At 30.0% G+C, this 25,541-nt stretch carries 20 protein-coding genes; 15 read left to right on the top strand and 5 right to left on the bottom strand.

The genetic code is table 11. From position 1 onward, the window contains the following. Positions 1 to 93: 93 nt before the first annotated feature. From Q3287_RS03565 to cls, 4 genes are all read right to left on the bottom strand, one after another. Positions 94 to 1,875, bottom strand: coding sequence for an NADH-dependent [FeFe] hydrogenase, group A6 (locus Q3287_RS03565; RefSeq protein ID WP_054271851.1), 1,782 nt, complete (start codon positions 1,873 to 1,875; stop codon positions 94 to 96). 22 nt (positions 1,876 to 1,897) lie between these two features. Next, the gene (locus Q3287_RS03560) at positions 1,898 to 3,784 is read right to left on the bottom strand and encodes an NADH-quinone oxidoreductase subunit NuoF (RefSeq protein WP_054271850.1); all 1,887 of its coding nucleotides are present in this window, start codon (positions 3,782 to 3,784) and stop codon (positions 1,898 to 1,900) included. A gap of 16 nt (positions 3,785 to 3,800) precedes the next feature. Then, a complete protein-coding gene (locus Q3287_RS03555) occupies positions 3,801 to 4,298 on the bottom strand; it encodes an NAD(P)H-dependent oxidoreductase subunit E (protein WP_003416946.1) in 498 nt (165 codons plus the stop codon). A gap of 317 nt (positions 4,299 to 4,615) precedes the next feature. Beyond that, on the bottom strand, positions 4,616 to 6,097 hold the full coding sequence (cls, locus tag Q3287_RS03550; RefSeq protein WP_054271849.1) for a cardiolipin synthase: 1,482 nt from the start codon (positions 6,095 to 6,097) through the stop codon (positions 4,616 to 4,618). Positions 6,098 to 6,414: 317 nt separating this feature from the next. Between cls and Q3287_RS03545 the strand changes: the two genes are divergently transcribed. From Q3287_RS03545 to Q3287_RS03475, 15 genes are all read left to right on the top strand, one after another. Continuing rightward, positions 6,415 to 7,185 carry a formate/nitrite transporter family protein gene (locus Q3287_RS03545; RefSeq protein WP_407963536.1) on the top strand — a complete coding sequence of 257 codons (771 nt, stop codon included), beginning with the start codon at positions 6,415 to 6,417 and terminating at the stop codon, positions 7,183 to 7,185. A 272-nt stretch (positions 7,186 to 7,457) separates the two neighbouring features. Further along, positions 7,458 to 8,372, top strand: a complete 915-nt coding sequence (gene murB / locus Q3287_RS03540) for a UDP-N-acetylmuramate dehydrogenase (protein WP_054271847.1) — start codon at positions 7,458 to 7,460, stop codon at positions 8,370 to 8,372. A 3-nt stretch (positions 8,373 to 8,375) separates the two neighbouring features. After that, positions 8,376 to 9,092, top strand: coding sequence for a PHP domain-containing protein (locus tag Q3287_RS03535; RefSeq protein WP_054275752.1), 717 nt, complete (start codon positions 8,376 to 8,378; stop codon positions 9,090 to 9,092). Positions 9,093 to 9,119: 27 nt separating this feature from the next. Next, entirely contained in the window at positions 9,120 to 9,977 is an 858-nt protein-coding gene (gene rapZ, locus Q3287_RS03530) for an RNase adapter RapZ (protein WP_054271845.1), read from the top strand. Between the two features lie 11 nt (positions 9,978 to 9,988). Then, positions 9,989 to 11,095, top strand: a complete 1,107-nt coding sequence (gene yvcK, locus Q3287_RS03525; RefSeq protein WP_161803422.1) for a gluconeogenesis factor YvcK family protein — start codon at positions 9,989 to 9,991, stop codon at positions 11,093 to 11,095. Positions 11,096 to 11,163: 68 nt separating this feature from the next. After that, positions 11,164 to 11,589, top strand: coding sequence for an NUDIX hydrolase (locus Q3287_RS03520; RefSeq protein ID WP_003416968.1), 426 nt, complete (start codon positions 11,164 to 11,166; stop codon positions 11,587 to 11,589). A 16-nt stretch (positions 11,590 to 11,605) separates the two neighbouring features. Next, a complete protein-coding gene (gene whiA, locus Q3287_RS03515; RefSeq protein WP_054271843.1) occupies positions 11,606 to 12,556 on the top strand; it encodes a DNA-binding protein WhiA in 951 nt (316 codons plus the stop codon). Positions 12,557 to 12,709: 153 nt separating this feature from the next. Beyond that, complete coding sequence (locus tag Q3287_RS03510; RefSeq protein WP_054275750.1) at positions 12,710 to 16,279, top strand: DNA polymerase III subunit alpha; 3,570 nt, start codon at positions 12,710 to 12,712, stop codon at positions 16,277 to 16,279. Positions 16,280 to 16,487: 208 nt separating this feature from the next. Beyond that, entirely contained in the window at positions 16,488 to 17,447 is a 960-nt protein-coding gene (pfkA, locus tag Q3287_RS03505) for a 6-phosphofructokinase (protein ID WP_054271841.1), read from the top strand. Between the two features lie 51 nt (positions 17,448 to 17,498). Continuing rightward, the gene (gene pyk / locus Q3287_RS03500; protein WP_054271840.1) at positions 17,499 to 19,259 is read left to right on the top strand and encodes a pyruvate kinase; all 1,761 of its coding nucleotides are present in this window, start codon (positions 17,499 to 17,501) and stop codon (positions 19,257 to 19,259) included. Positions 19,260 to 19,433: 174 nt separating this feature from the next. Then, positions 19,434 to 20,792 carry a 23S rRNA (uracil(1939)-C(5))-methyltransferase RlmD gene (gene rlmD, locus Q3287_RS03495; RefSeq protein WP_074179246.1) on the top strand — a complete coding sequence of 453 codons (1,359 nt, stop codon included), beginning with the start codon at positions 19,434 to 19,436 and terminating at the stop codon, positions 20,790 to 20,792. 201 nt (positions 20,793 to 20,993) lie between these two features. Continuing rightward, on the top strand, positions 20,994 to 21,140 hold the full coding sequence (locus Q3287_RS03490; RefSeq protein WP_167640151.1) for a hypothetical protein: 147 nt from the start codon (positions 20,994 to 20,996) through the stop codon (positions 21,138 to 21,140). Positions 21,141 to 21,795: 655 nt separating this feature from the next. Beyond that, complete coding sequence (locus Q3287_RS03485; RefSeq protein WP_235701917.1) at positions 21,796 to 21,969, top strand: hypothetical protein; 174 nt, start codon at positions 21,796 to 21,798, stop codon at positions 21,967 to 21,969. A gap of 286 nt (positions 21,970 to 22,255) precedes the next feature. Next, a complete protein-coding gene (locus Q3287_RS03480; protein WP_407963535.1) occupies positions 22,256 to 22,987 on the top strand; it encodes an ABC transporter ATP-binding protein in 732 nt (243 codons plus the stop codon). Next, complete coding sequence (locus Q3287_RS03475; RefSeq protein ID WP_054277695.1) at positions 22,980 to 23,675, top strand: hypothetical protein; 696 nt, start codon at positions 22,980 to 22,982, stop codon at positions 23,673 to 23,675. Before Q3287_RS03480 ends, Q3287_RS03475 begins: the two co-directional genes overlap by 8 nt. Positions 23,676 to 23,886: 211 nt before the next feature. Here the strand turns inward: Q3287_RS03475 and Q3287_RS03470 are convergent, their stop codons facing one another. Further along, complete coding sequence (locus tag Q3287_RS03470; RefSeq protein WP_054277694.1) at positions 23,887 to 24,843, bottom strand: diguanylate cyclase domain-containing protein; 957 nt, start codon at positions 24,841 to 24,843, stop codon at positions 23,887 to 23,889. Between the last annotated feature and the right edge of the window lie 698 nt (positions 24,844 to 25,541).

Raw genomic sequence — 25,541 nt, 5'->3', positions numbered from 1 at the left:
AAGTAAACTAATAAGGATTGTCCTAAAGTACTTAAGAGTATTTTAAGACAATCCTTTTATTTAATAACACTTAATTTTTATAATTGTTAGAGCTTATTTAGATTCCTCACAAGCACATTCTTGTGGGCATTCTCCATAAATACAACTCTTATCGAAGTAATGAGTATGAAGGTATTTATGAGCTACATCACTATTTGGGTCTCCAAAGAAGTCTTTATAAATAGCCTGTAAATCAGGATTTTCATGAGATTTACGAATAGCTTTATTTCTATCTATTTCATATAATGCATTTGCACGTCTATCAACTATTTCAGTATTACCATGGTGATAAGGTTGACCAGCACCTCCAACACATCCACCAGGACATGCCATAACTTCTATAATGTGATATTTACATTCTCCACTTCTAACCTTATCCATAATCTTTCTAGCATTTTTAAGTGTATTTACAATACACACATTAACTGTAGTTCCATCAACATCTATGCTTGCTTCTCTGATTCCTTTAAGACCTCTAACATTAGTAAAGTTTACATTATCTAAAGTCTTATTAGTTATCTTTTCATATGAAGTACGTAGAGCAGCTTCTAGAACTCCACCACTTGCTCCAAATATAGATGCAGCACCTGTAGATTTTCCTAAAGGATTATCAAAATCTTGGTCTTGAAGATTAGGTAAATCGATAGCAGCTTCTTTTATCATTTTAGCTAATTCTCTAGTAGTGATAGAAAGGTCAACATCTAGTATTCCAGACTCACTTAATTCTTCTCTTGAAGCTTCATATTTTTTAGCTACACAAGGCATTACAGATACAACATAAAGCTCTTCAGGATTGATTCCTAATATTTTAGGTGCATAGTAATTTTTAGCTATAGAACCAAACATACCTTGAGGAGACTTACAGCTAGATGCTAAATTTAACTTATCTGGATAATTATGCTCTAAGAAGTTTACCCATGCAGGACAACAACTAGTCAATATAGGAAGATTTTCACCACTTTGGATTCTTTCTATAAATTCAGTAGCCTCCTCCATGATAGTAAAGTCTGCACCAAAGTTGGTATCAAATACATGTTCAAATCCAAGTGCTTTTAAAGCAGCTACCATTTTTCCTGTAGAAATTGAACCTGGTTCTAATCCAAATTCTTCACCAATTGCAACTCTTACAGCAGGAGCAACTTGAACTACTATAGTTTTTTCTTTTTTATTTAAAACATCCCAAAGCTTAGGTACATTATCTACTTCTGTTAACGCTCCAGTTGGACAGACAGATATACATTGACCACAGAATGTACACTCTGTCTCAACCATATCAGAGTTGAAGAATGTACTAACTAAAGTATTAAATCCACGATTAACTCCAGATAATGCTCCTACTGTTTGTATATCATTACATACAGTTTCACATCTTCTACATAATATACACTTAGAGTGGTCTTTAACCAAAGACTTAGTAGAAGTGTCTTTACCTGCAAAAGATTTAGAACCTTGATATCTTATTTTTCTTACTCCTAAATCGGCAGCTATAGTCTGTAATTCACAATCTCCATTTTTTTCACATACAAAACAATCTTGTGGATGGTCTGATAACAATAATTCAACAATAGTTCTACGAGCATTTAATGCTTTTGCACTATTAGTTTGAACTCTCATACCTTCCTTTATAACTGTTCCACAAGCTGGAACTAAGCCTCTCTCTGTCTCAACCATACAAACACGACAAGAAGCACAAGTGTCAAGCTTATCTATTTCGTTCATATGTAAATGACAAAGGTTGTGTATTTTTATATTTATTAATTTCGCAGCATCTAAGATAGAAGTTCCACTAGGTGCTGAAACGTGTTTGCCATTAATAGTTAAATTAACTAAACTCATTGTTATTCCTCCTCCAAATAAGTTATTTCTTGATTATAGCGTTAAATGTACAATTATCTATACAAGCACCACATTTTAGACACTTAGAAGTATCTATTGTATGTTGTTCCTTAACAGAACCTGTTATACAACCAGCAGGACACACTCTAGAACATTTTGTACAACCCTTACAAGCATCTGTTATAAAGTAAGAAAGTAAGTTTTGACATTTGCCAGCAGGACATTTCTTATCTACAACATGAGCTATATACTCATCTTTGAAATATTGAAGAGTACTTAAAACAGGGTTTGGAGCAGCTTTACCAAGACCACATAATGAAGCAGTTTGTATAGTTTCAGCAAGGTTTTCTAGGTCATCTAAATCTTGTAGAGTACCATTACCTTCTGTAATTTTAGTTAATATCTCTAATAATCTTGTAGTACCTATACGACAAGGAGTACATTTACCACAAGATTCTTCAACAGTAAACTCAAGGAAGAACTTGGCTATATCTACCATACAGTCAGATTCATCAAGAACAAGCATACCACCAGAACCCATCATTGAACCTATAGAGCTTAATGAACCAAAGTCTATAGGGATGTCCAAATGCTCAGTTGGTATACATCCACCAGATGGACCACCTGTCTGAACTGCCTTGAATTGTTTGCCTTCAGGGATTCCTCCACCAATTTCAAATACAATATCTCTTAAAGTAGTCCCCATTGGAACTTCAACAAGCCCTACATTTTCAACTTTTCCACCAAGAGCAAAGACTTTAGTACCACTAGAATCTTCAGTACCTAAGTTAGCAAACCAGCTTCCGCCATTCAGTATGATTGCTGGTATGTTGGCAAAAGTTTCAACATTGTTTAAGCAAGTAGGAGATTTCCATAAACCACTCTTAGAAGAACTATAAGTCTTCATTCTAGGTTCACCACGTCTACCTTCAATTGAATGCATTAGAGCTGTACCTTCACCACAAACGAAAGCTCCTGCACCGTATTTTAATTCTAGTTTAAAGTTAAATCCAGTACCTAATATATTTTCACCAAGTAAACCGTATTTTTCAGCTTGAGCTATAGCTACTTTTAATCTTTCTATAGATTTTGGATATTCTGCTCTTATGTATATGTAACCTGTATCAGAGCCTATAGCATATCCGCATATTGCCATAGCTTCTAGTACACTGTGAGGGTCACCTTCAAGTACTGATCTATCCATAAATGCACCTGGGTCACCTTCGTCAGCATTACAAACAACAAATTTTTTATCTGTTGGACCAGCAGGATTTTTTGAAGCAGCTTCCCATTTAGAGCCAGTAGGGAAACCAGCACCACCTCTACCACGAAGACCAGAAGTTTTTACTTCTGCAATAACTTCTTGAGGAGTAAGAGAAGTTAAACATTTGCCTAGAGCTAAATAACCATCATTGGCAATATATTCTTCTATGCTATCTGGGTCAATAAGTCCACAGTTTTTTAAAGCTATACGTAACTGTTTTTTGTAGAAAGACATTTCTTCTTGTTCTTCTACTTTTTTGCTTAAAGATTCTTCTTCATATAATAATTCCTCAACAACTGTATTTCTAATTAAGTGACTTTGAACTATCTTTTCAGCATCTGATGGTTCAACCTTTACATAGAAAACGTTATCAGGATAAACTTTTACGATAGGACCTTGAGCACAGAAGCCAAAACAACCTGTCAAACGAACAGTAACTTTGTCTTGGATTCCTGATTTTTTTATTTCATTTTCTAATTCACTAACTATTTCCATACTGTTTGAAGATGTACATCCAGTATCACAACAAACAAGTAATTCTCTTCTTAATACATTTTCCTTAGAATAATTTTTTCTTAAGCTAAGATTAGGTTTCAGCTCATCAGCTAAAACTTTTAATTCATCAAATGAATTTACTTTACGCATTATTTATTCACCCCTCTTAACAATTCAATTCTAATTCTCTATAAGTATCTAATATTTCACTTACTTGGTCAGGTTTCACCTTACCATAAACTTTACCATTTACAGTAACAACTGGAGCTAAACCACATGCCCCCAAACATCTTAAACCTTCTAAAGAAAATTTAAAATCACTAGTAGTTTCTCCAACTTTTATACCAAGTTGTTTTTCAAAAGCACTTAATATTTTATCAGCACCTTTTACAAAACATACAGTACCTAGACAGACACTGATTTTATACTTACCTACAGGTTCTGTAGTAAAATAAGAATAGAATGTAACAACCCCATATACCTTTGCAGGAGCTACTCCAAGTTTTCTAGCAACATGAAGCTGAACTTCTTTTGGAAGATATCCAAATATACCTTGTGCTTCATGTAGAACTTGTATTAACGCACCTTCTTTTGTTGCAAGAGAGTCAATAAATATATCTAGTTCGTCAAATAATTGCTTGTTGTGTGAAATAAAATCGCACATAACAAATCCCCCTTTTCTTTTTAAAGTTATTATTTCTCAAAAAATAATTAACCATGAGTTGACCCCAACCTTATGTTGGTGAACAAAACCAAAACAATAAAGAAAGAACAATATACAACAATTTCTTTATTCATAAAAACAATGCAAAAAAGTTACCTATCAAAAATAAAAACTATACTAGTCTATTATAATATAAAATAATTCAGAATAGTTAAAAAAAATAAAAAAAATGAACTAAATTCAATAAAAAAAAAATAATATATATAAAAAACTTTAAAAAATAAACCGAAATGTAAAATTTTTATAAAATAAAAGATTTATAAAACTGCTGATAATAGTCTAGAAATTGATTCCTTGATTTTTATATAAGTAGACCTAGAATTATATATATCTAATGTTATTTCTTTTGAATTTAAAATATCATTTTCAAATATAATTCTTTGTTCCAGTGCTTTTTTTGAAGAATACATAAATGCATTTACTTCAAAATTAAGTTCGAAACTTCTTATATCCATATTGGCTGTTCCTATAGAGCAGATAGAGTCATCTATAACTATCGTCTTAGCATGTAAAAATGCATTTTGACCATAAGTATAAATTTTAGCTCCAAAGTTTAAAAGTTCTCCAGCATATGAATATGATGCCCAGTATACAAAAGGATGGTCAGGTTTAGAAGGAATCATAATTCTTACATCAACACCAGATAAACAAGCTATTTTTAAAGTATCTATAAATGTTGCATCAAGTATTAAATAAGGACTCTGTATATATATATACTTTCTAGCTTTCTGAATCATTTTAAGGTAACCATATTTAATTTCGTCAAGTTCTGATATATCTGGACCACTTGATACTATCTGAATCCCAATATTTTCAGAAGGATGATTAGAGTTTGTTTCTTCTTCTATAAAGTACTTCTCTAAGTCTAAATCTTCTTTAGTTGTGTATCTCCAATCAAGTATAAATCTCATATTTAGGTCAATTACACAATCACCAGTAAGTTTGGTATGTGTATCTCTCCATAGACCAAATTTTGGATTTCTACCTAAATACTCATCACCAACATTATATCCACCTACAAATCCTACTTTACCATCAATGACAACAATTTTTCGGTGATTTCTATAGTTTAAGTTAAAGTTTACGATTTTTAAGAATGATGGAAAGAAACTTCCAACCTTAACACCACTTTCTTTAAGCCTAGAAAGTGTACTATTCTTTAGTGTTCTACCACCAACGGCGTCAAATAAAAGTCTTACCTCGACACCTTCTTTAGCTTTAGCTACTAGAATGTCGATTATTTCAGTTCCGATTTTGTCATCTTTGAAAATGTAAAATTGTATGTTTATATATTTTTTAGCCTTTTTAAGTTCTTCAAGAAGACTGTTAAAAAATTGACTAGACTCAGCATAAATCCACACATCGTTATTATTGGTATAATGAGCATTATTTGAGTTAGCTAATGCATAAATCATATCCTTATGTTGATGTATATCTGAATCAATTTCAGAAGTAGATTGTAACTTTACCTGAGTATCTAGTATGTTACTTTTGATTATCTTATCGTCCTTTTCTTTTAATCTAAACATATTGTTTTTTGAAATGTTTCTACCAAAAGCTATATAAAGTATGAATCCAAGTGCAGGGATTAACACTAATATAAGAAGCCATGTTAGAGTTGTATTTATGTTTCTTTTTTCCCTAAAGATAAGGTTCAGTATAACCATGAAATTAATTATATATATTGTAGTAACTGCTATTTCATATATTGACATTTCGAAAAATGATATATCAAACATAAACTTTCCTCCTTCAAATATTTATTAAAATAAGTAATTATATATAATAACACAAACATATATCTATTATATATAATACCTCAACAATAAAAAAGTAAAATAAATAATCGAGAGGTAAATTTTTCAAATTCAATATAAATTATTTCGAAATTAACAAAGTTGGTATATAATAAATAGTATAATTATATGAGACAGCTATATATATGCATATAGTATATTTTTTATGTTAATAAAATTTATTATATATCATATTGTTATTATATAATTATTGCCATAAAAAGACAAGGAAAAGTATAATTTTTAAGGGGGAAGGATTTATGAGTAAAGGATTCTTGACACCTGGGGAAACAGCACAAGCAACAATAAGTGCTGGCATCAAAAAAGCGAATATTTCAACACAAAATGCAATTTTATTAGGTTTATTTGGAGGAGCATTTATAGGGTTAGGGGCATTGGGAAGTATGATAGTTAGTCAGACTTTTGCTAAGATAGACCCAGGGGTAGCTAGTTTTTTAAGTGCTATGATATTTCCAGTAGGTCTTATGCTTGTAGTGGTAGCAGGAGCAGAGTTATTCACTGGAAATACTTTAATGATTATTCCACTTATGGATAAAAAAATAACATTAGGAAAAATGTTAAGAAACTGGGGACTGGTTTATTTTGCAAATTTAGTAGGTTCAGTTTTGTTAGTAGCAATTTTATTTTATTCTTCTACATTGACAGGGGATGTAGCTACAAAAGCTATAGCTGTGGCAGAAGCTAAAGTTAATTCAACTATGGTTTCCATGTTTTTAAAAGGAATACTTTGTAATGTTCTAGTAGTTTTAGCTGTATGGATGGCTACAGCGTCACAAGATGTAATTTCAAAGTTAGGTTCATGCTGGACAGTAATAATGTTATTTGTGTTATGTGGATTCCAACATAGCGTTGCAAACATGTTTTTTATACCAATGGGGATGGTATTAGGAGCAAATATAACTATGGTTCAATTCATAACTAATTTAGTATTTGTAACACTTGGAAATATCGTTGGGGGTTCCATAATAGTTGGAGGAATTTATTATCTTTGCTATGTTAAAAATAGTTAGATAAATAATACGAATTAAATTGCCTTTTAAAGCATTGATATCAGTGATATTGATGCTTTTTTTAAATTATTTATATTCTTTTATATGTTGTTATTTTTTTTTTTTTAATTTATTATATATTTATTGAATATAGTTTGTAATTAAGAAACTTAAAATATAAAATCCATATGATAAGCAAAATCATATATTATTGAATATAGTTAATACTATATATTAATGTAATTTAAATAAGAATGACAGCTAAAGTTCAGTATAATTTGGGAGGAAATACAATGAATAATCAAGATATATATGAAAATTTATTAAATATATTAAGTAAAGATGATATAAAGGTTGATGAACCTATGAAAAAGCATATTTCATTTAGAGTAGGAGGACCAGCAGATATATTGGTTAGACCTAGAACAGAAGAGCAATTAAAAAATGTACTTCTTTTGGTGAAAAAGGAATCAATTCCATATTTAATAATTGGAAATGGCTCAAATATTTTAATTAAAGATGGTGGAATAAGAGGCGTTGTAATAGAATTGGCAGATAATTTCAATTCTTATGAGATAAATGATACTAGGATGATTGCTCAGTCAGGAGTTTTATTATCAGTTTTAGGTAAAGCTCTTCAAAAGCAGGAATTAAAAGGATTTGAATTTGCATCAGGAATACCTGGAACATTGGGAGGAGCATTAGCCATGAATGCTGGAGCATATGGTGGTGAAATGAAGGATATAGTAAAGTCAGTAAAATTGATGGATATGGAAGGAAATATATTTGAATTATCAAATGAACAGATGGAATTTGGGTATAGAAAAAGCATAATATCAAAAAATGGCTATATAGCTTTATCCGCAGAATTAGAATTGCAAAAAGGCAATTATGATGAAATAAAAAGTTTAATGGACGATTTGGCAACAAGAAGAATAACTAAACAACCATTAAATTTTGCTAGTGCAGGAAGTACATTTAAAAGACCAACAGGATATTTTGCAGGTAAATTAATAGAAGAAACTGGATTAAGAGGTCTTACTTTGAGAGGAGCACAAGTGTCTGAGAAGCATTGCGGATTTGTAGTTAATAGAGGAGAAGCAAATGCTAAAGATATCTTAGATTTAATATATGTTATAAAAAGTGCTGTATATGCCAAGTTTGGGGTTATGTTGGAAGAAGAAGTCAAAATACTTGGAGAGGATTAACAAATGAAAATACTGGCTGATTATCATACACATACATTATATAGTCATGGAAAAGGGACTATTGAAGACAATGTAAAGGTGGCCATTTCTAAAGGAATAAAGACAATAGGGATATCAGACCATAGTTATAAGCATATTGCATATGGTGTAAAGAAAAAAGATATTCTTAAAATGAGAGAAGAAGTAAACTATTTGAATGATAAATATGGTGATATAAATATACTCTTGGGTATGGAATGTAACATATTAGATGATAAAGGCAATATAGATATGGAAGATAAATTTATTAAAGAATTTGATTATATTATGGCTGGATATCATTTTGGTTCTACTCCAACATCATTCAAAAGTCTATTAAATCATTGTAATAATTATGTATTCAAAACTGAAAAAGCAAAAGAATATAATACAAAAGCTGTAATAAATGCAATGAGTAATAATGATATTTTTATAATTACTCATCCTGGAGATAAAGGCGATGTTTATATAGAAGAAGTAGCAAAGATAGCAAAAAAGACAGATACTAGACTTGAAATAAATAGTAGCCATTCTTTTTTAAATGTGAATCAGTTAAACAAGATAAAAGAGTTAAAAAATACATTTGTAATAGGCTCAGATGCACATTGTCCACAAAGAGTTGGTGACTTTGAACTGGCTATAAAGACTATATTTGATTCTAATCTAGATGTATCATTAGTAGAAAACATTATAATAGAATAAACATAAGATAAAAGGGAGGAGTTAGCAATGAAATTTGTTATAGTTACAGGTCTTTCAGGATCTGGAAAAAGTGAGACAATGAGAGCTTTAGAGGATATGGGATTTTATTGTGTAGATAATCTACCTCCTGCTTTGATAACTAAATTTGCAGAATTATGTTATCAGCCGAATTCAAGTATTGATAAAGTTGCTCTAGGTATAGATATAAGAGGAAGAAAGTTTTTTGAAGCTCTTCATGAAAGCTTAAATTACTTAGAAAAAGAAAATTATGAATATGAAATGGTATATTTGGATTGCAATGATGATGTATTGTTAAAAAGATATAAAATGACAAGAAGAAATCATCCATTGGCAAAAGATATGCAGATTCCAGAAGGTATAAAAATGGAAAGAAAAATAATGGAGCCTTTAAAGGAATTATCCACTTGTATAATTGATACAACTAATATGAAGCCAAAAGACCTTAAAGAAGAAATAAAGAAAATATATTCTTCTGGTGAAGATAATCCAAACTTAACAATATCTGTAGTATCTTTTGGATTTAAACATGGTATACTTGCTGATGCAGATTTAGTATTCGATGTAAGATTTCTTCCAAATCCCTATTATATTGAAGAATTAAGGTCTAAAACGGGTGATGATAAAGAAGTTAGAGACTATGTTATGAATTCTAAAATAAGTGAAGAATTTTATATAAAACTTTTAGATATGATTCATTTTTTAGTGCCTCAATATATAGAGGAAGGAAAACAACATTTAGTAATTGGTGTTGGATGTACAGGTGGAAGACATAGGTCAGTTACTATAACAAATCTTATAGCGGAGGATTTATCTAATAAAGGATATAGGGTTGTAAAGAAACACAGAGACTCTATGTTACGATAATGGAGGCAAACATGGCTAAATTACTTATTATTGTAGGAATTTTAGGTTGGATTGCATTAATTGTATCGTTATTTATATATAAGAAAGCAAAGAATGAAAAAGTAAAATTATTTCAAAGGTCTATTGTTGAAAATAGAGACCCAAATGTGGTTGTGATAGGTGGAGGTACTGGTCAGTCAGTATTTTTAAGAGGTCTTAAACATACTACACAGAATATAACTGCGATTGTTACTGTTGCTGATGATGGTGGAGGTTCAGGTGTACTGAGAGAAGACTTAGGGATGCTACCACCAGGAGATATAAGAAACTGTCTATTAGCACTTGCAAATATAGAACCAACAATGAATGAAGTCATGCAATATAGGTTTACAGAAGGTCTTCTGAAAGGTCAGAGTTTTGGAAATCTATTTTTAGCTGCTATGAATGGATTATATGGAAACTTTGAAAAAGCTGTATATAAATTAAGTGAGATTTTTGCTATAACAGGAAGAGTTTTGCCAGTAACTTTAGAAGATGTAAACTTGGTCGCGAAATTGGAGAATGGCAACATAATAAATGGAGAATCTAGCATACCTAAAGAATCAAAAAGTCAGAAAAGCTCTATTGACAAAATTTTCTTAAATCCAAAAGATGTAAAACCATTAAAGGATGTTATTGCTTCTATTTATGATGCTGATATTATAATCATGGGTCCTGGAAGCCTATATACAAGTATAATACCAAATTTGCTTGTAGATGGGATTGTAGATGCCATTAAATCGTCTTTAGCTCCAAAAGTATATATATCAAATATAATGACTCAACCAGGCGAGACAGAAGGTTATAATGTATTAGAACATGTTGAGGCTATAGTAAAGCATACTGATGAAAATTTGATAGATTATGTAATAGCAAATAATGAAATATTACCTGAGGAAATGCTCAACTTATATAGACAAGATGGAGCAGAACAAGTTTTGCTAGATAAAAAGCAAAAAGATAAATTAAAAGATATGGGTATAAGAACTGTAGAAAAGAATTTAATTGAAATAAAAAATAATTATATAAGACATGATGCAAAGTATATATCTAACATAGTTATTGAGTTAGCCCTAAATCATAATTACAACAAAAGTTAGTAAAAAAGGATTTTAAAAAATTGTGTAGAAATCCTTATCATTATGTTAGTTTTAAGGAGTGAACATCGATGAGAGAAGAGGTTAGTGCTGGTGGTGTAGTCCTGTTTGGCAATACGATTCTTTTACTAAGGAAGTTCAATGGAGATTGGGTGCTACCCAAAGGAAAAGTAGAAGAAGGGGAAAATAACCAAGAGGCAGCATTACGTGAAGTAAGTGAAGAAACTGGAGTAAAGGCAGATATATTGAAATATTTAGGTGAAATACATTATACATTCAAAGAAAACTGGGATGAAAACAGAGCAGTTCATAAAACAGTTTTTTGGTATTTGATGCAAGCAAAGAATATGGATACTATTCCACAAAAAGAGGAAGGCTTTATTGATGCCAAATTTATCCATCTAGATAGAGTAGTAGACCTAGCTAGGTACGATGATGAAAAGGAGATAATAAAGGTTGCTTTACAAGAAATAAAAAAAAGGTTAAAGAAAAATTAGTTAATAGGTGATAGAGATGTCTTTTTCAACTGAAACCAAAAATGAACTAGCGAGAATTGTATCTGAGAATGAATGTTGTAATATAGCTGAATTATCAGCTTTAGTCAAATCAGGGGGAAGTATACAAATCGTTGGATATAAAAAGCTAAATCTAAAGATAACAACTGAATTAAATTCGATAGCCCGAAAAGTATTTAAGTTATTAAAAAAGAATTTTAATATTAATACTACAATCTCTGTAAATAAGAATCAAATGTTGAAGAGAAATAACAGTTATGTATTAATGGTAACGAGTGAAATGGGTTCAGAAATATTATTAAAAAAATTAGGTATACTTGAAGATAAAGAAGGATTTTTTACTATAAACAAAATACCAGATAACTTAATTAAACACGAAGGGTGTAAAAGAGCTTTCATAAGAGGTGCTTTTCTTGGCGGAGGTTCTATAAGTGACCCAGAAAAGAACTATCATATGGAATTTGTGACTAACAATGAGGAGTTTGCAGATTCTTTAAAAGAACTTATAAACTCTTTAGGTTTTAATAGTAAAATTGTGGCTAGAAAAAATAATCATGTTGTTTATATTAAAGAAAGTGAGCAAATATCTGATTTGCTGAGTATTATAGGAGGACACCACGCTCTTTTAAGTCTCCAAAATACTAAAATAGTAAAAGAAATGAGAAATAATGTAAACAGGATAGTAAATTGTGAGACAGCTAACCTTTCTAAAACAGTAAATGCAGCAGTAAGACAAGTGGAAAATATTAAGTTCATACAAGAAACTATAGGAATTAGCAGTTTGCCAGAAAATCTACAAGAAATAGCTAAGATTAGAATTGAGTATGAGGACATGACTCTCAAAGAACTTGGAGAGATGTTAGAGCCACCAATAGGAAAATCTGGTGTAAATCATAGACTTAGAAAAATAGAGGAAATCGCGACAGATTTGAGAAAAAAATCGTTGTAATAAAATGAGGGGACAATCTCAGAATAAGTATTAATTTTTAACATATAATGGGATATGTTGAAGTTAATCCCTATTTTGAGATAAAAGTCTCTGTTTTTGTTTTAAGACATATATTTGTGGTAAAATTAAATTTATAAAACAGGAGGTGATTTAATGAACAAAGATTTTGCTCATCTTCATGTACATACTGAGTATAGTTTACTTGATGGATTTTCGAGGGTGAAAAAACTTATAAAAAGAGCTAAGGAGTTAAATATGAGCTCAATAGCTATCACTGACCATGGTTGTATGTTTGGTGTTATAGATTTCTACAAAACAGCTATGGAAGAAGGAATAAAGCCAATTATAGGGTGTGAAGTTTACACAGCTGCACGTGGGCTTAGAGATAAAGACCCAAACTATGATAAATATCAAGGACATTTAGTCCTATTAGCTAAAAATATAGAAGGTTATAAAAATTTAATAAAAATAGTTTCAACTTCATATGTAGAAGGCTTTTATTATAAGCCTAGAGTTGACATGGAAGAACTTAAAAGACACAATAAAGGGATTATAGCACTTTCTGCATGTCTTGCAGGAGATGTAGCACGTGCTTTAATGAATAGAAATTATGATAAGGCAAAACAATTTGCTATTGATTACAGAGATATATTTGGAGAAGAAAATTTCTTTTTGGAGATTCAAGACCATAATTTGCCTGAGCAAAAAGAAGTAAATTCTGGACTAGTGAAGTTATCAAAAGAGACTGGTATTCCACTGGTTGCAACTAATGATGTTCACTATGTAAATAAGGAAGATTCAAAGATACACGATGTACTTATGTGTATTCAAATGGGAAAAACATTAAATGACCCAAATAGAATGAGATTTGGTAGTGATGAGTTTTATTTGAAATCAAGAGAAGAAATGGAAGAACTATTTCCATATGCATTAGAAGCTATTGACAACACTACGAAAATAGCTGACATGTGTAATGTAGAGTTTGATTTTAATACTATACATCTTCCTAAGTATGATGTTCCAAAAGGATATACACCAGAAACTTACTTAAGGGAGTTATGTTTTAATGGATTAAAAGAGAGATATGATAGTCCTAGTGATGAGGTATTAGAGAGGTTAAATTATGAATTAGATGTAATTGAAAAAATGGGTTATGTGGAGTACTTCTTAATTGTATGGGATTTCATAAATTTCTCTAAAGAAAATAATATTATAGTAGGTCCAGGTAGAGGTAGTGCAGCAGGCTCAATAGTGGCTTATACACTTAAGATAACTGATATAGACCCAATAAAATATTCTCTCTTGTTTGAACGTTTTTTAAATCCAGAACGTATATCTATGCCAGATATAGATATAGACTTTTGTTATGAGAGAAGAGAAGAAGTTATAGATTATGTAAAGAGAAAATATGGTGATGACCATGTCGCACAAATAATAACTTTTGGGACAATGGGTGCAAAAGCTGCAATAAGAGATGTCGGTAGAGTGTTAGATATAGGCTACAATAAAGTTGACAAGATAGCTAAAGAAATTCCTTTTGCTTTAGGAATGACAATAGATAAAGCTCTAGATACAAATCCTAATCTTAAAGAATTGTATGACCAAGACCCTGAAACAAAAGAGATAATAAATATATCTAAACAGATAGAAGGAATGCTAAGACATGCTTCTACTCATGCGGCAGGAGTAGTTATATCAAAAAACCCTGTGGATGAGTATGTGCCTTTATATAAACATCAAGATGCAATAACAACACAATTTACTATGACGACACTTGAAGAACTTGGTCTTTTAAAGATGGACTTTCTTGGATTAAGAACGCTGACAGTTATAAGAGATACTCTTGACCTAATAGAAAAAAATAGAGTTATAAAAAATTATACAGAAAAAATAGACTTTTCAAAGATGGATTATGATGACCCAAAGGTATATGAGATGCTTTCATCTGGAAATACATTAGGAGTATTCCAGTTGGAGAGTGCTGGTATGAGAAGCTTTATTAAGCAACTAAGACCAGACAACTTTGAAGATATTGTAGCAGGAATATCTCTATTTAGACCAGGTCCAATGGACTCTATACCTGCATATATAAAAAATAAAAGTAATCCAAAAGATGTAACATACCTACATGAAAAACTAAAGCCTATAATGGAAGTAACCTATGGTTGTTTGGTGTATCAAGAGCAAGTTATGCAGGTTGTTAGAGATTTGGGCGGTTATAGTTATGGTCGAAGTGACTTAGTTAGAAGAGCCATGAGTAAGAAAAAGATGGATGTAATGGAAGAAGAAAGACAGTATTTTATTCATGGTAAGTTTGACGAGGATGGTAACATAGAAATTGCAGGCTGTATAAGAAATGGCGTAGAAGAAGAAATAGCTAATAAAATATTCGATGATATGATAGACTTTGCTCGTTATGCATTTAATAAATCACATGCAGCAGCATATGGAGTTTTAGCATATGAGACAGCTTATCTAAAAACATATTATCCAGTTGAATTTATGGCAGCATTAATAACAAGTGTTATGGGAAATACTGACAAGGTAGTTGAGTATATAAGAGAATGTAAAGCATTAGAAATAGATGTATTACCTCCAGATATAAATAAAAGTTTTTCAAAGTTTTCAGTTGAAGGGAATAATATAAGGTTTGGCCTAGCTGCTGTAAAGAATGTTGGTGTAAACATAATAAACAACATAATTGATGAAAGAGAATCTAATGGATTATTTGTAGATTTAGTAGATTTAGTTAAAAGATTAGACCAAAAAGATACAAATAAAAGAGTAATAGAAAGTCTAATAAAATGTGGGGCTTTTGATAATATAAGTGAAAATAGAGCTAGCTTAATGGTTGGTTATGAAAGCTTATTAGAAAGTGTATCTATGGATAGAAAGAAAAATGTTCAAGGTCAAATTTCTCTATTTGATGCTTTTGGAGATAGTGAAGAAGATAATGATTTTCAACAAATATATAGTTTACCTAAAAGGCAAGAGTATGAGGAAAGAGAGAAACTTAACCTTGAAAAGGAAGTGCTGGGAATGTATGTAAGTGGACATCCTTTATCACAATTTGAAAAAGAGTTGCAAGAAAAGACATCTATAGATAATGGAAAATTAAATTCATTAAAAGAGGACGAAGAAGCATATATACAAATGAATGAAACAGATGCCATAATGGGCGGAATGATTGTGAATAAAACTATAAAAACTACAAAGAGAAATGAAATTATGGCATTTATTGAATTAGAAGATTTGTATGGTGCTATAGAAATAGTAGTTTTTCCTCAATTATTACAAAAATACAATGTCATTTTAAATGAAGATAATATAATCTATGTAAAAGGAACATTAAGTATAAAAGAAGGCGAAAATGCAAAACTTATAGCTAGAGAAATAAAAGATATAAACGATAGCACTGATTTTGCAACTAGAAGCTACAATTCAGGAAGAACTAAAAGTATACAAAACATTAAACCAGAAAGTGGTAAAAAATTGTATTTGAAAATAGATAGTATGTCTGACACAGATACAACCAATAATATTGTAGAAATAGCTAAACAACATCCAGGTAATGATAGTATATACCTATATCCTATGGATGAAAATATAAATGGTAAGCGTAAAGCGTATAAAATGACAGGAGTATTGACCTGTATATGCGATGAATTTATAAATAACTTAGAAAAGTTACTTCCTAAAGATAACATAAAAATAAAAGCTTAGTTTTTTGGATAAAAATCTAAATATATTATAATAATATGAAAAATATTGTCCGTTTTGTGATATAATATCACAAAATGGACATTTAAGGACATTTAATTTTTTTAGTCTTGATGGGATTGAAAAATGATATAGGGACAAAAAAAGTCCATTAACATACAATAACAATGATTATAATAAAAAATTGACATAAAATCCAAGGAGGTAAAAAATGAAAACTATAGGATTACTAACAAGTGGAGGAGATGCTCCAGGAATGAATGCTGCGATTAGAGCGGTTGTAAGGTCAGCAATATATTATGGATGCAAAGTATATGGAATTAATAGAGGATATAAGGGATTACTAGAGGAAGATTTAACTGAAATGAACTTATCTTCTGTTGGAGATATCATACACAGAGGAGGAACTATATTAAAATCTTCTAGATGTGAAGAATTTAAAACAGAAGAAGGTAGACTAAAAGCAGTAAAAATTCTTAAAAAGTATAAAATTGATTGTTTAGTTGTAATTGGTGGAGATGGCTCATTTACAGGAGCTCAAAAACTTAGTGACTTAGGATTTCCAGCTATAGGTATACCAGGAACTATAGACAATGATTTAGCATATACAGATTATACTATAGGATTTGATACTGCAATGAATACTATTATAGATGCTATAGGTAAGATAAGAGATACATCATCTTCTCATGAAAGAGTTAATATAGTTGAAGTAATGGGAAGACACTGTGGAGACTTAGCTCTATATGCAGGTCTTGCAGGGGGAGCTGAAACTATAATAGTACCAGAAGTAGAAATTAAAGTGGATGAAGTTGCTTTAAGACTAAAGACTACTCAAAAAAGAGGTAAGAGACATAGTATAATCGTTCTAGCAGAAGGAGTCGGAAGTGCTAGCGATTTAGAAAAAGAACTTAAAAAAGAGTCAGGAGCAGATTTAAGAGTAACTGTATTGGGTCATGTCCAAAGAGGAGGAAGCCCAACTGTATTTGATAGAATACTAGCAAGTAGACTTGGTGTAAGAGCAGTAGAATTATTACTGGATGGAAAATCAGCTAGAGTTGTAGGAATAAAAGAAAATAAGATAATTGATTTAGAAATAAGTGAAGCTTTAGCTCAAAAGAAAGTATTTGATAAAGAAGCTTATGAGATGGCAAAAATATTATCTATATAAGTTTTAGTATTAAAAATAAATCTGTGGAATAATATCTCAGGAGGAGCAAATATGTTAAATAATGTAAAGAAGACAAAAATTGTTTGTACACTAGGTCCAGCATCACAAAGTGAAGAGGTTTTAACTCAACTTATGCAAAATGGTCTAAATGTGTGTAGATTTAACTTTTCTCATGGTTCTCATGAAGAGCATAAGGAAAGAATAGATATGGCGAAAAAAGTTAGAGAAAAATTAAATAAGCCAGTTGCTATATTATTAGACACTAAAGGTCCAGAAATTAGAACAGGTAATTTTGAAGACCCAGAGGTACTTTTAGAAGAAGGACAAAAGTTTACTATAACTATGAAAGACGTTATGGGAACTAAAGAAATGTGTACAGTAAGCTATAAAGGACTTGCTGAAGACGTTAAAGCAGGAGATTCTATATTAATAGATGATGGTCTAGTTGGTTTAAGAGTAAAAGAAATAAATGGGGAAGATATAGTTTGTATTGTTGAAAACTCGGGAATAGTTAAAAATCATAAAGGAGTAAATGTACCTGGTGTTAAGATAAATTTACCAGCAATAACTCCTAAAGATATAAGCGATATAGAGTTTGGGATAAGTCAAGGTATAGATTATATAGCAGCTTCTTTTGTAAGAAAGGCATCTGATGTACTAGCGATAAGAGAAATACTAGAGAACAATAATGCAACTGATATACAAATAATATCTAAGATAGAAAACCAAGAAGGTGTAGAGAACCTAGACGAAATATTAAAGGTTTCTGATGGTATAATGGTAGCTAGAGGTGACTTAGGTGTTGAAATACCTACTGAAGAGATGCCAATAGTTCAAAAAATGATGATAAAAAAATGTAATGAATTAGCAAAACCAGTTGTAACTGCAACTCAAATGCTTGATTCTATGATAAGAAATCCAAGACCAACAAGAGCAGAAGTTACAGATGTTGCTAATGCTATATATGATGGAACAGATGCGATAATGTTATCTGGAGAAACTGCTGCTGGAAAATATCCTGTAGAAGCAGTAAAAATGATGGCTACAATAGCAAAAAGAACAGAAGAAACTTTAGATTATGATAGATTACTAAAGGAAAATGGTACTAACAATGTTACTGTAACAGATGCAATAAGTCATGCAACTTGTACAACAGCAGTAGATTTAAATGCATCAGCTATAATAACATCTACTTCTTCAGGATACACTGCTAGAATGGTATCTAAGTTTAGACCAAAATCTCCAATAATAGCCACTACAAATAATGAAAAGACTATGAATAAATTAGCTCTTACATGGGGAGTTTATCCAGTTAAATCTTCTGTTGCAGGAAATACAGATGAAGTTATAGAAAAAGCAATAGAAGCAGCTAGACAAGCAGATTATATAGATAATGGAGAATTAGTAGTTATAACTGCTGGAGTACCAGTAGGAGTAAGTGGAACTACTAACTTAATAAAGGTACATGTAATAAGTGAAGAAATTGTTCAAGGTATAGGTGTAGGTAATCAAACAGTTGAAGGTAAAGTTCGTATAGTAAAGAATGGTGAGACTTGTATAGATTTCAATGAAGGAGACATACTTGTTTCTACTACTACTGATGCTGAAATGAACAATTATATAGAGAAAGCAGGAGCTGTAGTAACGGAAAATGGTGGAATGACATCACATACAGCTATTGTAGGTATAAACTTAGATATACCAGTTATCGTGTCTGCTACAGATATAACAAATCTAGTAAAAGATGGAGATGTTGTAACTGTGGATGCATCAAGAGGTGTGGTATATAGAGGTTCAACTAGAGTTTTATAGGAAAAATAATAAATTTATTTATCAAGGGGCTTTATAAGCTCCTTTTTTTTTGGTAAAATAAAATATTGTAGCTTAGTAAAAAATATAGTTTAGTTAATAGCAATATTTTAATATAAATTTAAAGCAAAAAGTTTGTAAAGGTTTAAATATAATAGATTGATTGGAGGGTGATTTATGCTTTCGAAAAACGAGGTGTATATTGTAGATATAGTAGACATTGGACAAGGCGGAGTAGGAGTAGGAAAGTACAATGGTATTACAGTTTTTGTAGAGGGCGGATTAATACAAGATAAGGTCAAAGTTAGGATTAATAAAGTAAAGAAAAATTATGCTGTAGGAGATATTGTTGAGATAATAGAAAAATCTCCATTTAGAGTAAAAAGAGTGTGTAATGATAATCTTAGGGATTGTGGAGGATGTCAGATACAAGATTTAGATTATAATAAGCAGCTTGAAATGAAAACGAATGAAGTTAAGCAAGTACTTACTAGAATAGGTAAGTTAGAAGATGTAGAAGTTCATGACACTATAGGAATGGAGAATCCATATAGATATAGAAATAAAGCACAATTTCCAATACAAAAGAATGATGGTGTCCCGATTATTGGTTTTTATAAAAAGAAGACTCATGATGTAATATCGACAGAAAAATGCGTAATACAACATGAGATAAATGACAAAATTGTTAAGATAATAAAAACATATATAAGAGCTTATAAAGTGAGTATATATGATGAAAAGACTCATACAGGATTAATTAGACATTTGGTAACAAAAATAGGTTTTACAACTAAAGAAGTGATGGTTGTATTAGTGGCTAATGGAAATAAACTTCCATATCTTAAAGAATTAGCTTCTGTACTTAAGGAAAATATACCTGGTTTTAAAACTTTGGTTGTAAATGTAAATCAGAAAGATACAAATGCTATTTTGGGAAGAGAAAATATAGTTATTTATGGTGATGGAAAAATAAATGATTATATAGGCGACTTAATGTTTGAGATTTCACCATTATCATTTTTCCAAGTAAATCCTGTCCAAACTAAAGTATTATATGATAAAGCTCTTGAGTATGCAAATCTAAAGGATACTGATACTGTTTTTGATATCTACTGTGGTATAGGTACAATATCTTTATTTTTGGCACAAAAGGCTAAAAAAGTTTATGGTATAGAAATTATAGAAGATGCTATAAAGGATGCTAAGATAAATGCTAGATTAAATAACATACATAATGCGGAATTCTATGTTGGTAAGGCAGAAGAGGTTGTACCTAAGATGTATAGTGAGGGTAAAACTGCTAATGTTGTAGTTGTAGACCCACCTAGAAAGGGATGTGACGAAAAAGTCCTAGAAACTATTGTTTCAATGAATCCTGAGAGAATTGTTTATGTTTCTTGTAATCCTTCTACTTTAGCGAGAGATTTAGATTATCTAAATATGCATGGATTTAAATGTGTTGAGGTTCAGCCTGTAGATATGTTCCCTCATTCTACACATGTGGAAACTGTAGCTAAGATAGTCAAGAAATAGTAATATTTATATAGATGATATATTGTATTTGCCACTGTAATTTAATTTCGGTGGCAAATTTAGTTTATAAATTAAAATTTTAAAATGATAAATTAAGGAATAAAGTTCGTAATCTTATAAAATTTAAGAATGTAAGAGATGCACTTTTAAAAGGCAATATAGATTATTTTAATATAATATGGATAGGAGAGATTAAGAGACATGAAAGATGAGAACGTAAGTTATTTGGGATTGGGATTATGCTTTGGTGTTATTTTGGGTTTAATATTTAAAAATTTAGCTATTGGTCTATCTTTTGGGTTAGTTATAGGAGTAGTATTAGATAGTAATAAAAACAAAACTAAATAGAGTTTTTATAGTAGAGTATAGCTAAAAATAAGAATTTGTTTTGACCTTTATAGTAAAAAAGAGGTAAAGTTAAATGTCTGGGTATATTAAATTGTAATTGAATATAAAAATATTTTATGGTAAAATAGCAATAATATTATTATAAAAGGAGAGTTTTGCCTGATGTCAGAGTTTTATATAATGGTAACCAACAAATAAATAGTTGGAGACATAGATATTCTGTATAATCAGAATTTTTAAGTGTATTTTTGATACATTTAATTGTTGTGTCTTACTCTGCCTTTATAGATAACTAACATATGACAACAAATAATAATATTATATATTACTTTGTTAAATTGTGGTGTAGTGGGCTTTAATCTGCTACACCTTTATTAATTTTACATAGTATTATTTTGAATATAATTATGTTGAAATAGAAAATATTAAATTTTTTAGTCCACAGGAGTTTTCTGTTTTTGTGTAGGTAAATATATACCACATAAAAAGGCAGATATAAATACCTGTGGACTTTTTTTGTATAAAATACAAGATATTCATGTAATAAAAGTGAATATTACTGAACTTAGTAAATTAGCTAAGTCTCATAAAAGATTTTAAAAAGAACTGAGATTTAGTGTAAAGCATAAGATGTTTATTTTTAGGAGGATGAAAAATGAATGATATAAAACAGATTGATTTACAGGAATATGGTCTAGATAGTAGCTTTATCACTCAGAGTATCGAATATAATGATTTGTATATTGCACGTATTATCTCACAGGAAAAAAACATTTATCAGGTAATATGGCTCTGCTTGGTTCATCAGGGGTTGCAAAATCTTCATTAATTAAATTTATTAACATGTTAGATTTGTCACCAACTTATTACTTTAATGAGGCCTTGGTGGCAAAATTAATTTATTGTATTATTTAAATATGTTATTATAGTCATCATGTTGACAATATTCTGAGCCTGTGATAATCTATAATAGTCAATATGATGACTGTTATAGATTTATATAAGAATAGTTAATTTATATAACTGTATGTGGAGATATGTTGGTGTTTATGTTTGATAACCGAATGTAGAGTGAAAAGAAGTATCTATTAATTAAAACATGAGGAGATATTAGTATGAATAATAAAATTATTAATGTTCAAAATTTAACCAAAATTTTTGGTGAGAAAGAAGTTATTTGTAGATGTAATATGACAGTTCCACAGGGCGTAATTTATGGGTTTCTAGGAGCAAATGGTGCAGGAAAAACAACAATTTTTAAACTCATAACAGGATTATTAAATCCAACTTATGGACAAATAAATATTCTTGGTTTAGATATTGGTGAAAACCATAACAAGATATTGAAACAACTTGGATGTATGATTGAATCTCCTATTTTTTATGACCATCTTTCTGCTACAGAAAATTTGGAAATACACCTTAAGTATATGGGTTGTATTGATGCTAATATTGAAAAAACATTAAATGATGTAGGGCTTGTTAACATAGGGAAACAGCCTGTATCTAAATTTTCTCTTGGAATGAGACAACGATTAGGGATAGCTAGAGCGATTATTCATAAACCACGTATTTTAATACTTGATGAGCCAATAAATGGTCTAGACCCAATGGGAATACGAGAAATGAGAGAACTTTTTATAAGACTTGTTCAAGAAGAACATATGACTATTCTAATATCTAGCCATATTCTCAGTGAAATTGAGTATATAGCAGATATTATTGGTGTGATTGTAAATGGTAGTATTGTGGAAGAAATTACTTTATTGTCTATTAAGGAAAAATTTCCAGAGGGGTTAGAAGAGTATTTCTTTAATATTATGAATGGGGGAAATACATATGAATAATTTGATGAGATTAGAATTAAGGCGTACCAATGTTAAAATTTATCTAATAGCTACAGGAATCATTACTATGTGTAGTTTTTGTATGCTATATATGTTTGCATATATGTCTATGATAGGTTCAGATGGGGAATTTTTTGATTATATAGGTATACTATCTATTACTAGTTCTATAAATATGGCATGTTTTTGTGTACTTGGCTCTGTGATGCACTCACGATTTATTATTGATGAATATATCGGCAAACGAGCTATGTTACTATTTTCTTATCCAATTGAAAGAAAAAAGGTATTTTATTCTAAATTCTTATTAGTAACTTTATTTACTGTTGGAGGGATGATTTTGAGTAATTTACTCATGTTTGTTATTTTTTTCTTAAGTGAATCAGTTTTTCCAATTGTTAATGATAGCCTTTCAATTAGTATAATAAGTAAGTCTATTTTTATAACATTGATGATGGCTATTATAGCAGGAGGATTTTCAGCAATATCAATGTCAGTCGGGTTCAAGCTTAAATCTGTACCAACAGCAATTGTGGTAGCAGTAATACTTTGTGCTTTAGTTACTAATATTTTATCTCTTTCACCTCTTACAATGATACCAACAATTGCCACTACAATATTTTCAATAATAGTTTCGTTTCTTAGTGTTAAGTCACTAGCGAATAGAATCAATTATTTAGAAGGATAGATAGAAAGAAATATGAGTTATACTAAAGTCAAATAGAAAGACTATTCATTGCATTTGCTCATTAGTATATACATCATATGAAATTTTGTGAAGAGTATTTGTTTTAAAAGGTATGAGTTAGAATAGTAATAAATTTTATATAAGTATCCAAAATGGCATATAAGAGTATACCATTTTGGATGTTACTTTATATATTTGAATATATTTAGTGCTAAAACCAACTAAAACTTCCTTTATTATTTCTTTTTGAATAATACAAAGCATAATCTGACTGTTTATATAAAGACTGAAATGTATCTAAATTATTTTCTAATCTAGATATACCTATAGAGCAAGCGTTGCTACTAGAACACAATTCTAAAACCTTTTTTGCTTTATTTTCAACATCCTCTTTTGATTGATTGCCATATTCAAAAACAGCAAATTCATCTCCACCAAGTCTTCCGATAATAGCATCATTGATAAATACTTTAGTCAAAATTTCTGAAAAATGTATTAGTATCTCATCTCCTCGAATATGACCAAATATATCGTTTACCTGTTTGAAATTATCCAAATCAAAAATGTAAAAGTAGCCATGTGAAACAGTTTCAAGCATTTCTTTTATATGTACTTCAAAAAAATGTCGATTATATAGTCCAGTCATGAGGTCTTTTTCTGATTTTTGCTTAAACTCATGTGCCATCGCTAATGCTTCTTGTGCTTTTTCAGCTATAGTTTTAGGATAATATTCATCTTTCATTTGGTCAAAATTTGGAATAGAATGGTGTACATGTATAATTCTAATTATATCACCTGTAACTTTATATACTATTGTAAAGCGAGTATCCATTTCTATATAAACATCTTTTTCTAAATAATCTTTTTCTATAACCCAAAGAGTTCCATATACGATAAAAGTTTCATCTGTGACTTTGACACATGAATACCATTCATCTATAATTTTAAAGTCTATCTGTTCTGATTCTTTTTGGTCTTTTTTAAGATTCATAATAAATTCTTCTAATGATTCATAAAATTCATGTTTTCCTGTTCCAATTAATGTAAGGTTATCATCTAATAAGGAAATAATAAATTTAATACCTTCTTCTTCTGGATTTAAAACATAAATATGCCAAATCTTTTTTGATAAATCATTTAATGTTTTTTGTATTGTATTATCTTCCATGGATTACCCCCTTAAGATTTGCAGTTTATAGTTTTAGTGTATTATAAATTAAACTATTATTACAATATTATAATATAGAACTAAATAAATTGCATCATGTGTAAAGAGAAGTATGTTTTTTATAATAAAATTATTATAGTAAAGTAATCAATTTAATAGAAGTATTACATTTTAAAACTATGAAGAAAAATGGTAAATTAGATTTGAATTTAACTATGAAGAAATAAAATAAATCTAAATGAATTAGAGTTTTAATCTATACTTGAACATAAATAATCTTTATGATATGATGTCAATAATGATACTATGAAAGGAGTGCCTTGATGTCGGAGTTATATAATGGTAACCAACAATTAAATAGTTGGAGACGCATATATTCTGTATAAGCAGAATTTTTAAGTGTATTTTTGATACATTTAATTTGTGTGTCTTATTCTGCCTTTATAGATAACTGACATATGACAACAGATAGTATTTGAAATATATATTACTTTGTTAAACTATGGTGTAGTAGGCTTTAATCTGCTACGCTTTTATTAATTTTGCATAGTATTATTTTGGTTATAATTATGTTGAAATAGAAAGTATTAACTTTTCTAGTCCACAGGAGTTTTCTGTTTTTGTGCTGGTCAATACATGCACAGAAAAAGGCAGATATACCTGTGGGCTTTTTTTATATAAATTATAAAATATGGAGG

Origin of the sequence: Clostridioides sp. GD02404, assembly GCF_045898275.1 — a bacterium.
Classification (GTDB): domain Bacteria; phylum Bacillota; class Clostridia; order Peptostreptococcales; family Peptostreptococcaceae; genus Clostridioides; species Clostridioides difficile_A.
The sequence above is the reverse complement of the archived record's forward strand: the minus strand, read 5'-3'. Positions and strand labels throughout refer to the sequence as shown.

Coding starts and splice junctions, on each gene's coding strand:
- Q3287_RS03565 (WP_054271851.1), bottom strand. CDS start 1,875: ATGAGTTTAGTTAATTTAACTATTAATGGCAAACACGTTTCAGCACCT.
- Q3287_RS03560 (WP_054271850.1), bottom strand. CDS start 3,784: ATGCGTAAAGTAAATTCATTTGATGAATTAAAAGTTTTAGCTGATGAG.
- Q3287_RS03555 (WP_003416946.1), bottom strand. CDS start 4,298: ATGTGCGATTTTATTTCACACAACAAGCAATTATTTGACGAACTAGAT.
- cls (WP_054271849.1), bottom strand. CDS start 6,097: ATGTTTGATATATCATTTTTCGAAATGTCAATATATGAAATAGCAGTT.
- Q3287_RS03545 (WP_407963536.1), top strand. CDS start 6,415: ATGAGTAAAGGATTCTTGACACCTGGGGAAACAGCACAAGCAACAATA.
- murB (WP_054271847.1), top strand. CDS start 7,458: ATGAATAATCAAGATATATATGAAAATTTATTAAATATATTAAGTAAA.
- Q3287_RS03535 (WP_054275752.1), top strand. CDS start 8,376: ATGAAAATACTGGCTGATTATCATACACATACATTATATAGTCATGGA.
- rapZ (WP_054271845.1), top strand. CDS start 9,120: ATGAAATTTGTTATAGTTACAGGTCTTTCAGGATCTGGAAAAAGTGAG.
- yvcK (WP_161803422.1), top strand. CDS start 9,989: ATGGCTAAATTACTTATTATTGTAGGAATTTTAGGTTGGATTGCATTA.
- Q3287_RS03520 (WP_003416968.1), top strand. CDS start 11,164: ATGAGAGAAGAGGTTAGTGCTGGTGGTGTAGTCCTGTTTGGCAATACG.
- whiA (WP_054271843.1), top strand. CDS start 11,606: ATGTCTTTTTCAACTGAAACCAAAAATGAACTAGCGAGAATTGTATCT.
- Q3287_RS03510 (WP_054275750.1), top strand. CDS start 12,710: ATGAACAAAGATTTTGCTCATCTTCATGTACATACTGAGTATAGTTTA.
- pfkA (WP_054271841.1), top strand. CDS start 16,488: ATGAAAACTATAGGATTACTAACAAGTGGAGGAGATGCTCCAGGAATG.
- pyk (WP_054271840.1), top strand. CDS start 17,499: ATGTTAAATAATGTAAAGAAGACAAAAATTGTTTGTACACTAGGTCCA.
- rlmD (WP_074179246.1), top strand. CDS start 19,434: ATGCTTTCGAAAAACGAGGTGTATATTGTAGATATAGTAGACATTGGA.
- Q3287_RS03490 (WP_167640151.1), top strand. CDS start 20,994: ATGAAAGATGAGAACGTAAGTTATTTGGGATTGGGATTATGCTTTGGT.
- Q3287_RS03485 (WP_235701917.1), top strand. CDS start 21,796: ATGAATGATATAAAACAGATTGATTTACAGGAATATGGTCTAGATAGT.
- Q3287_RS03480 (WP_407963535.1), top strand. CDS start 22,256: ATGAATAATAAAATTATTAATGTTCAAAATTTAACCAAAATTTTTGGT.
- Q3287_RS03475 (WP_054277695.1), top strand. CDS start 22,980: ATGAATAATTTGATGAGATTAGAATTAAGGCGTACCAATGTTAAAATT.
- Q3287_RS03470 (WP_054277694.1), bottom strand. CDS start 24,843: ATGGAAGATAATACAATACAAAAAACATTAAATGATTTATCAAAAAAG.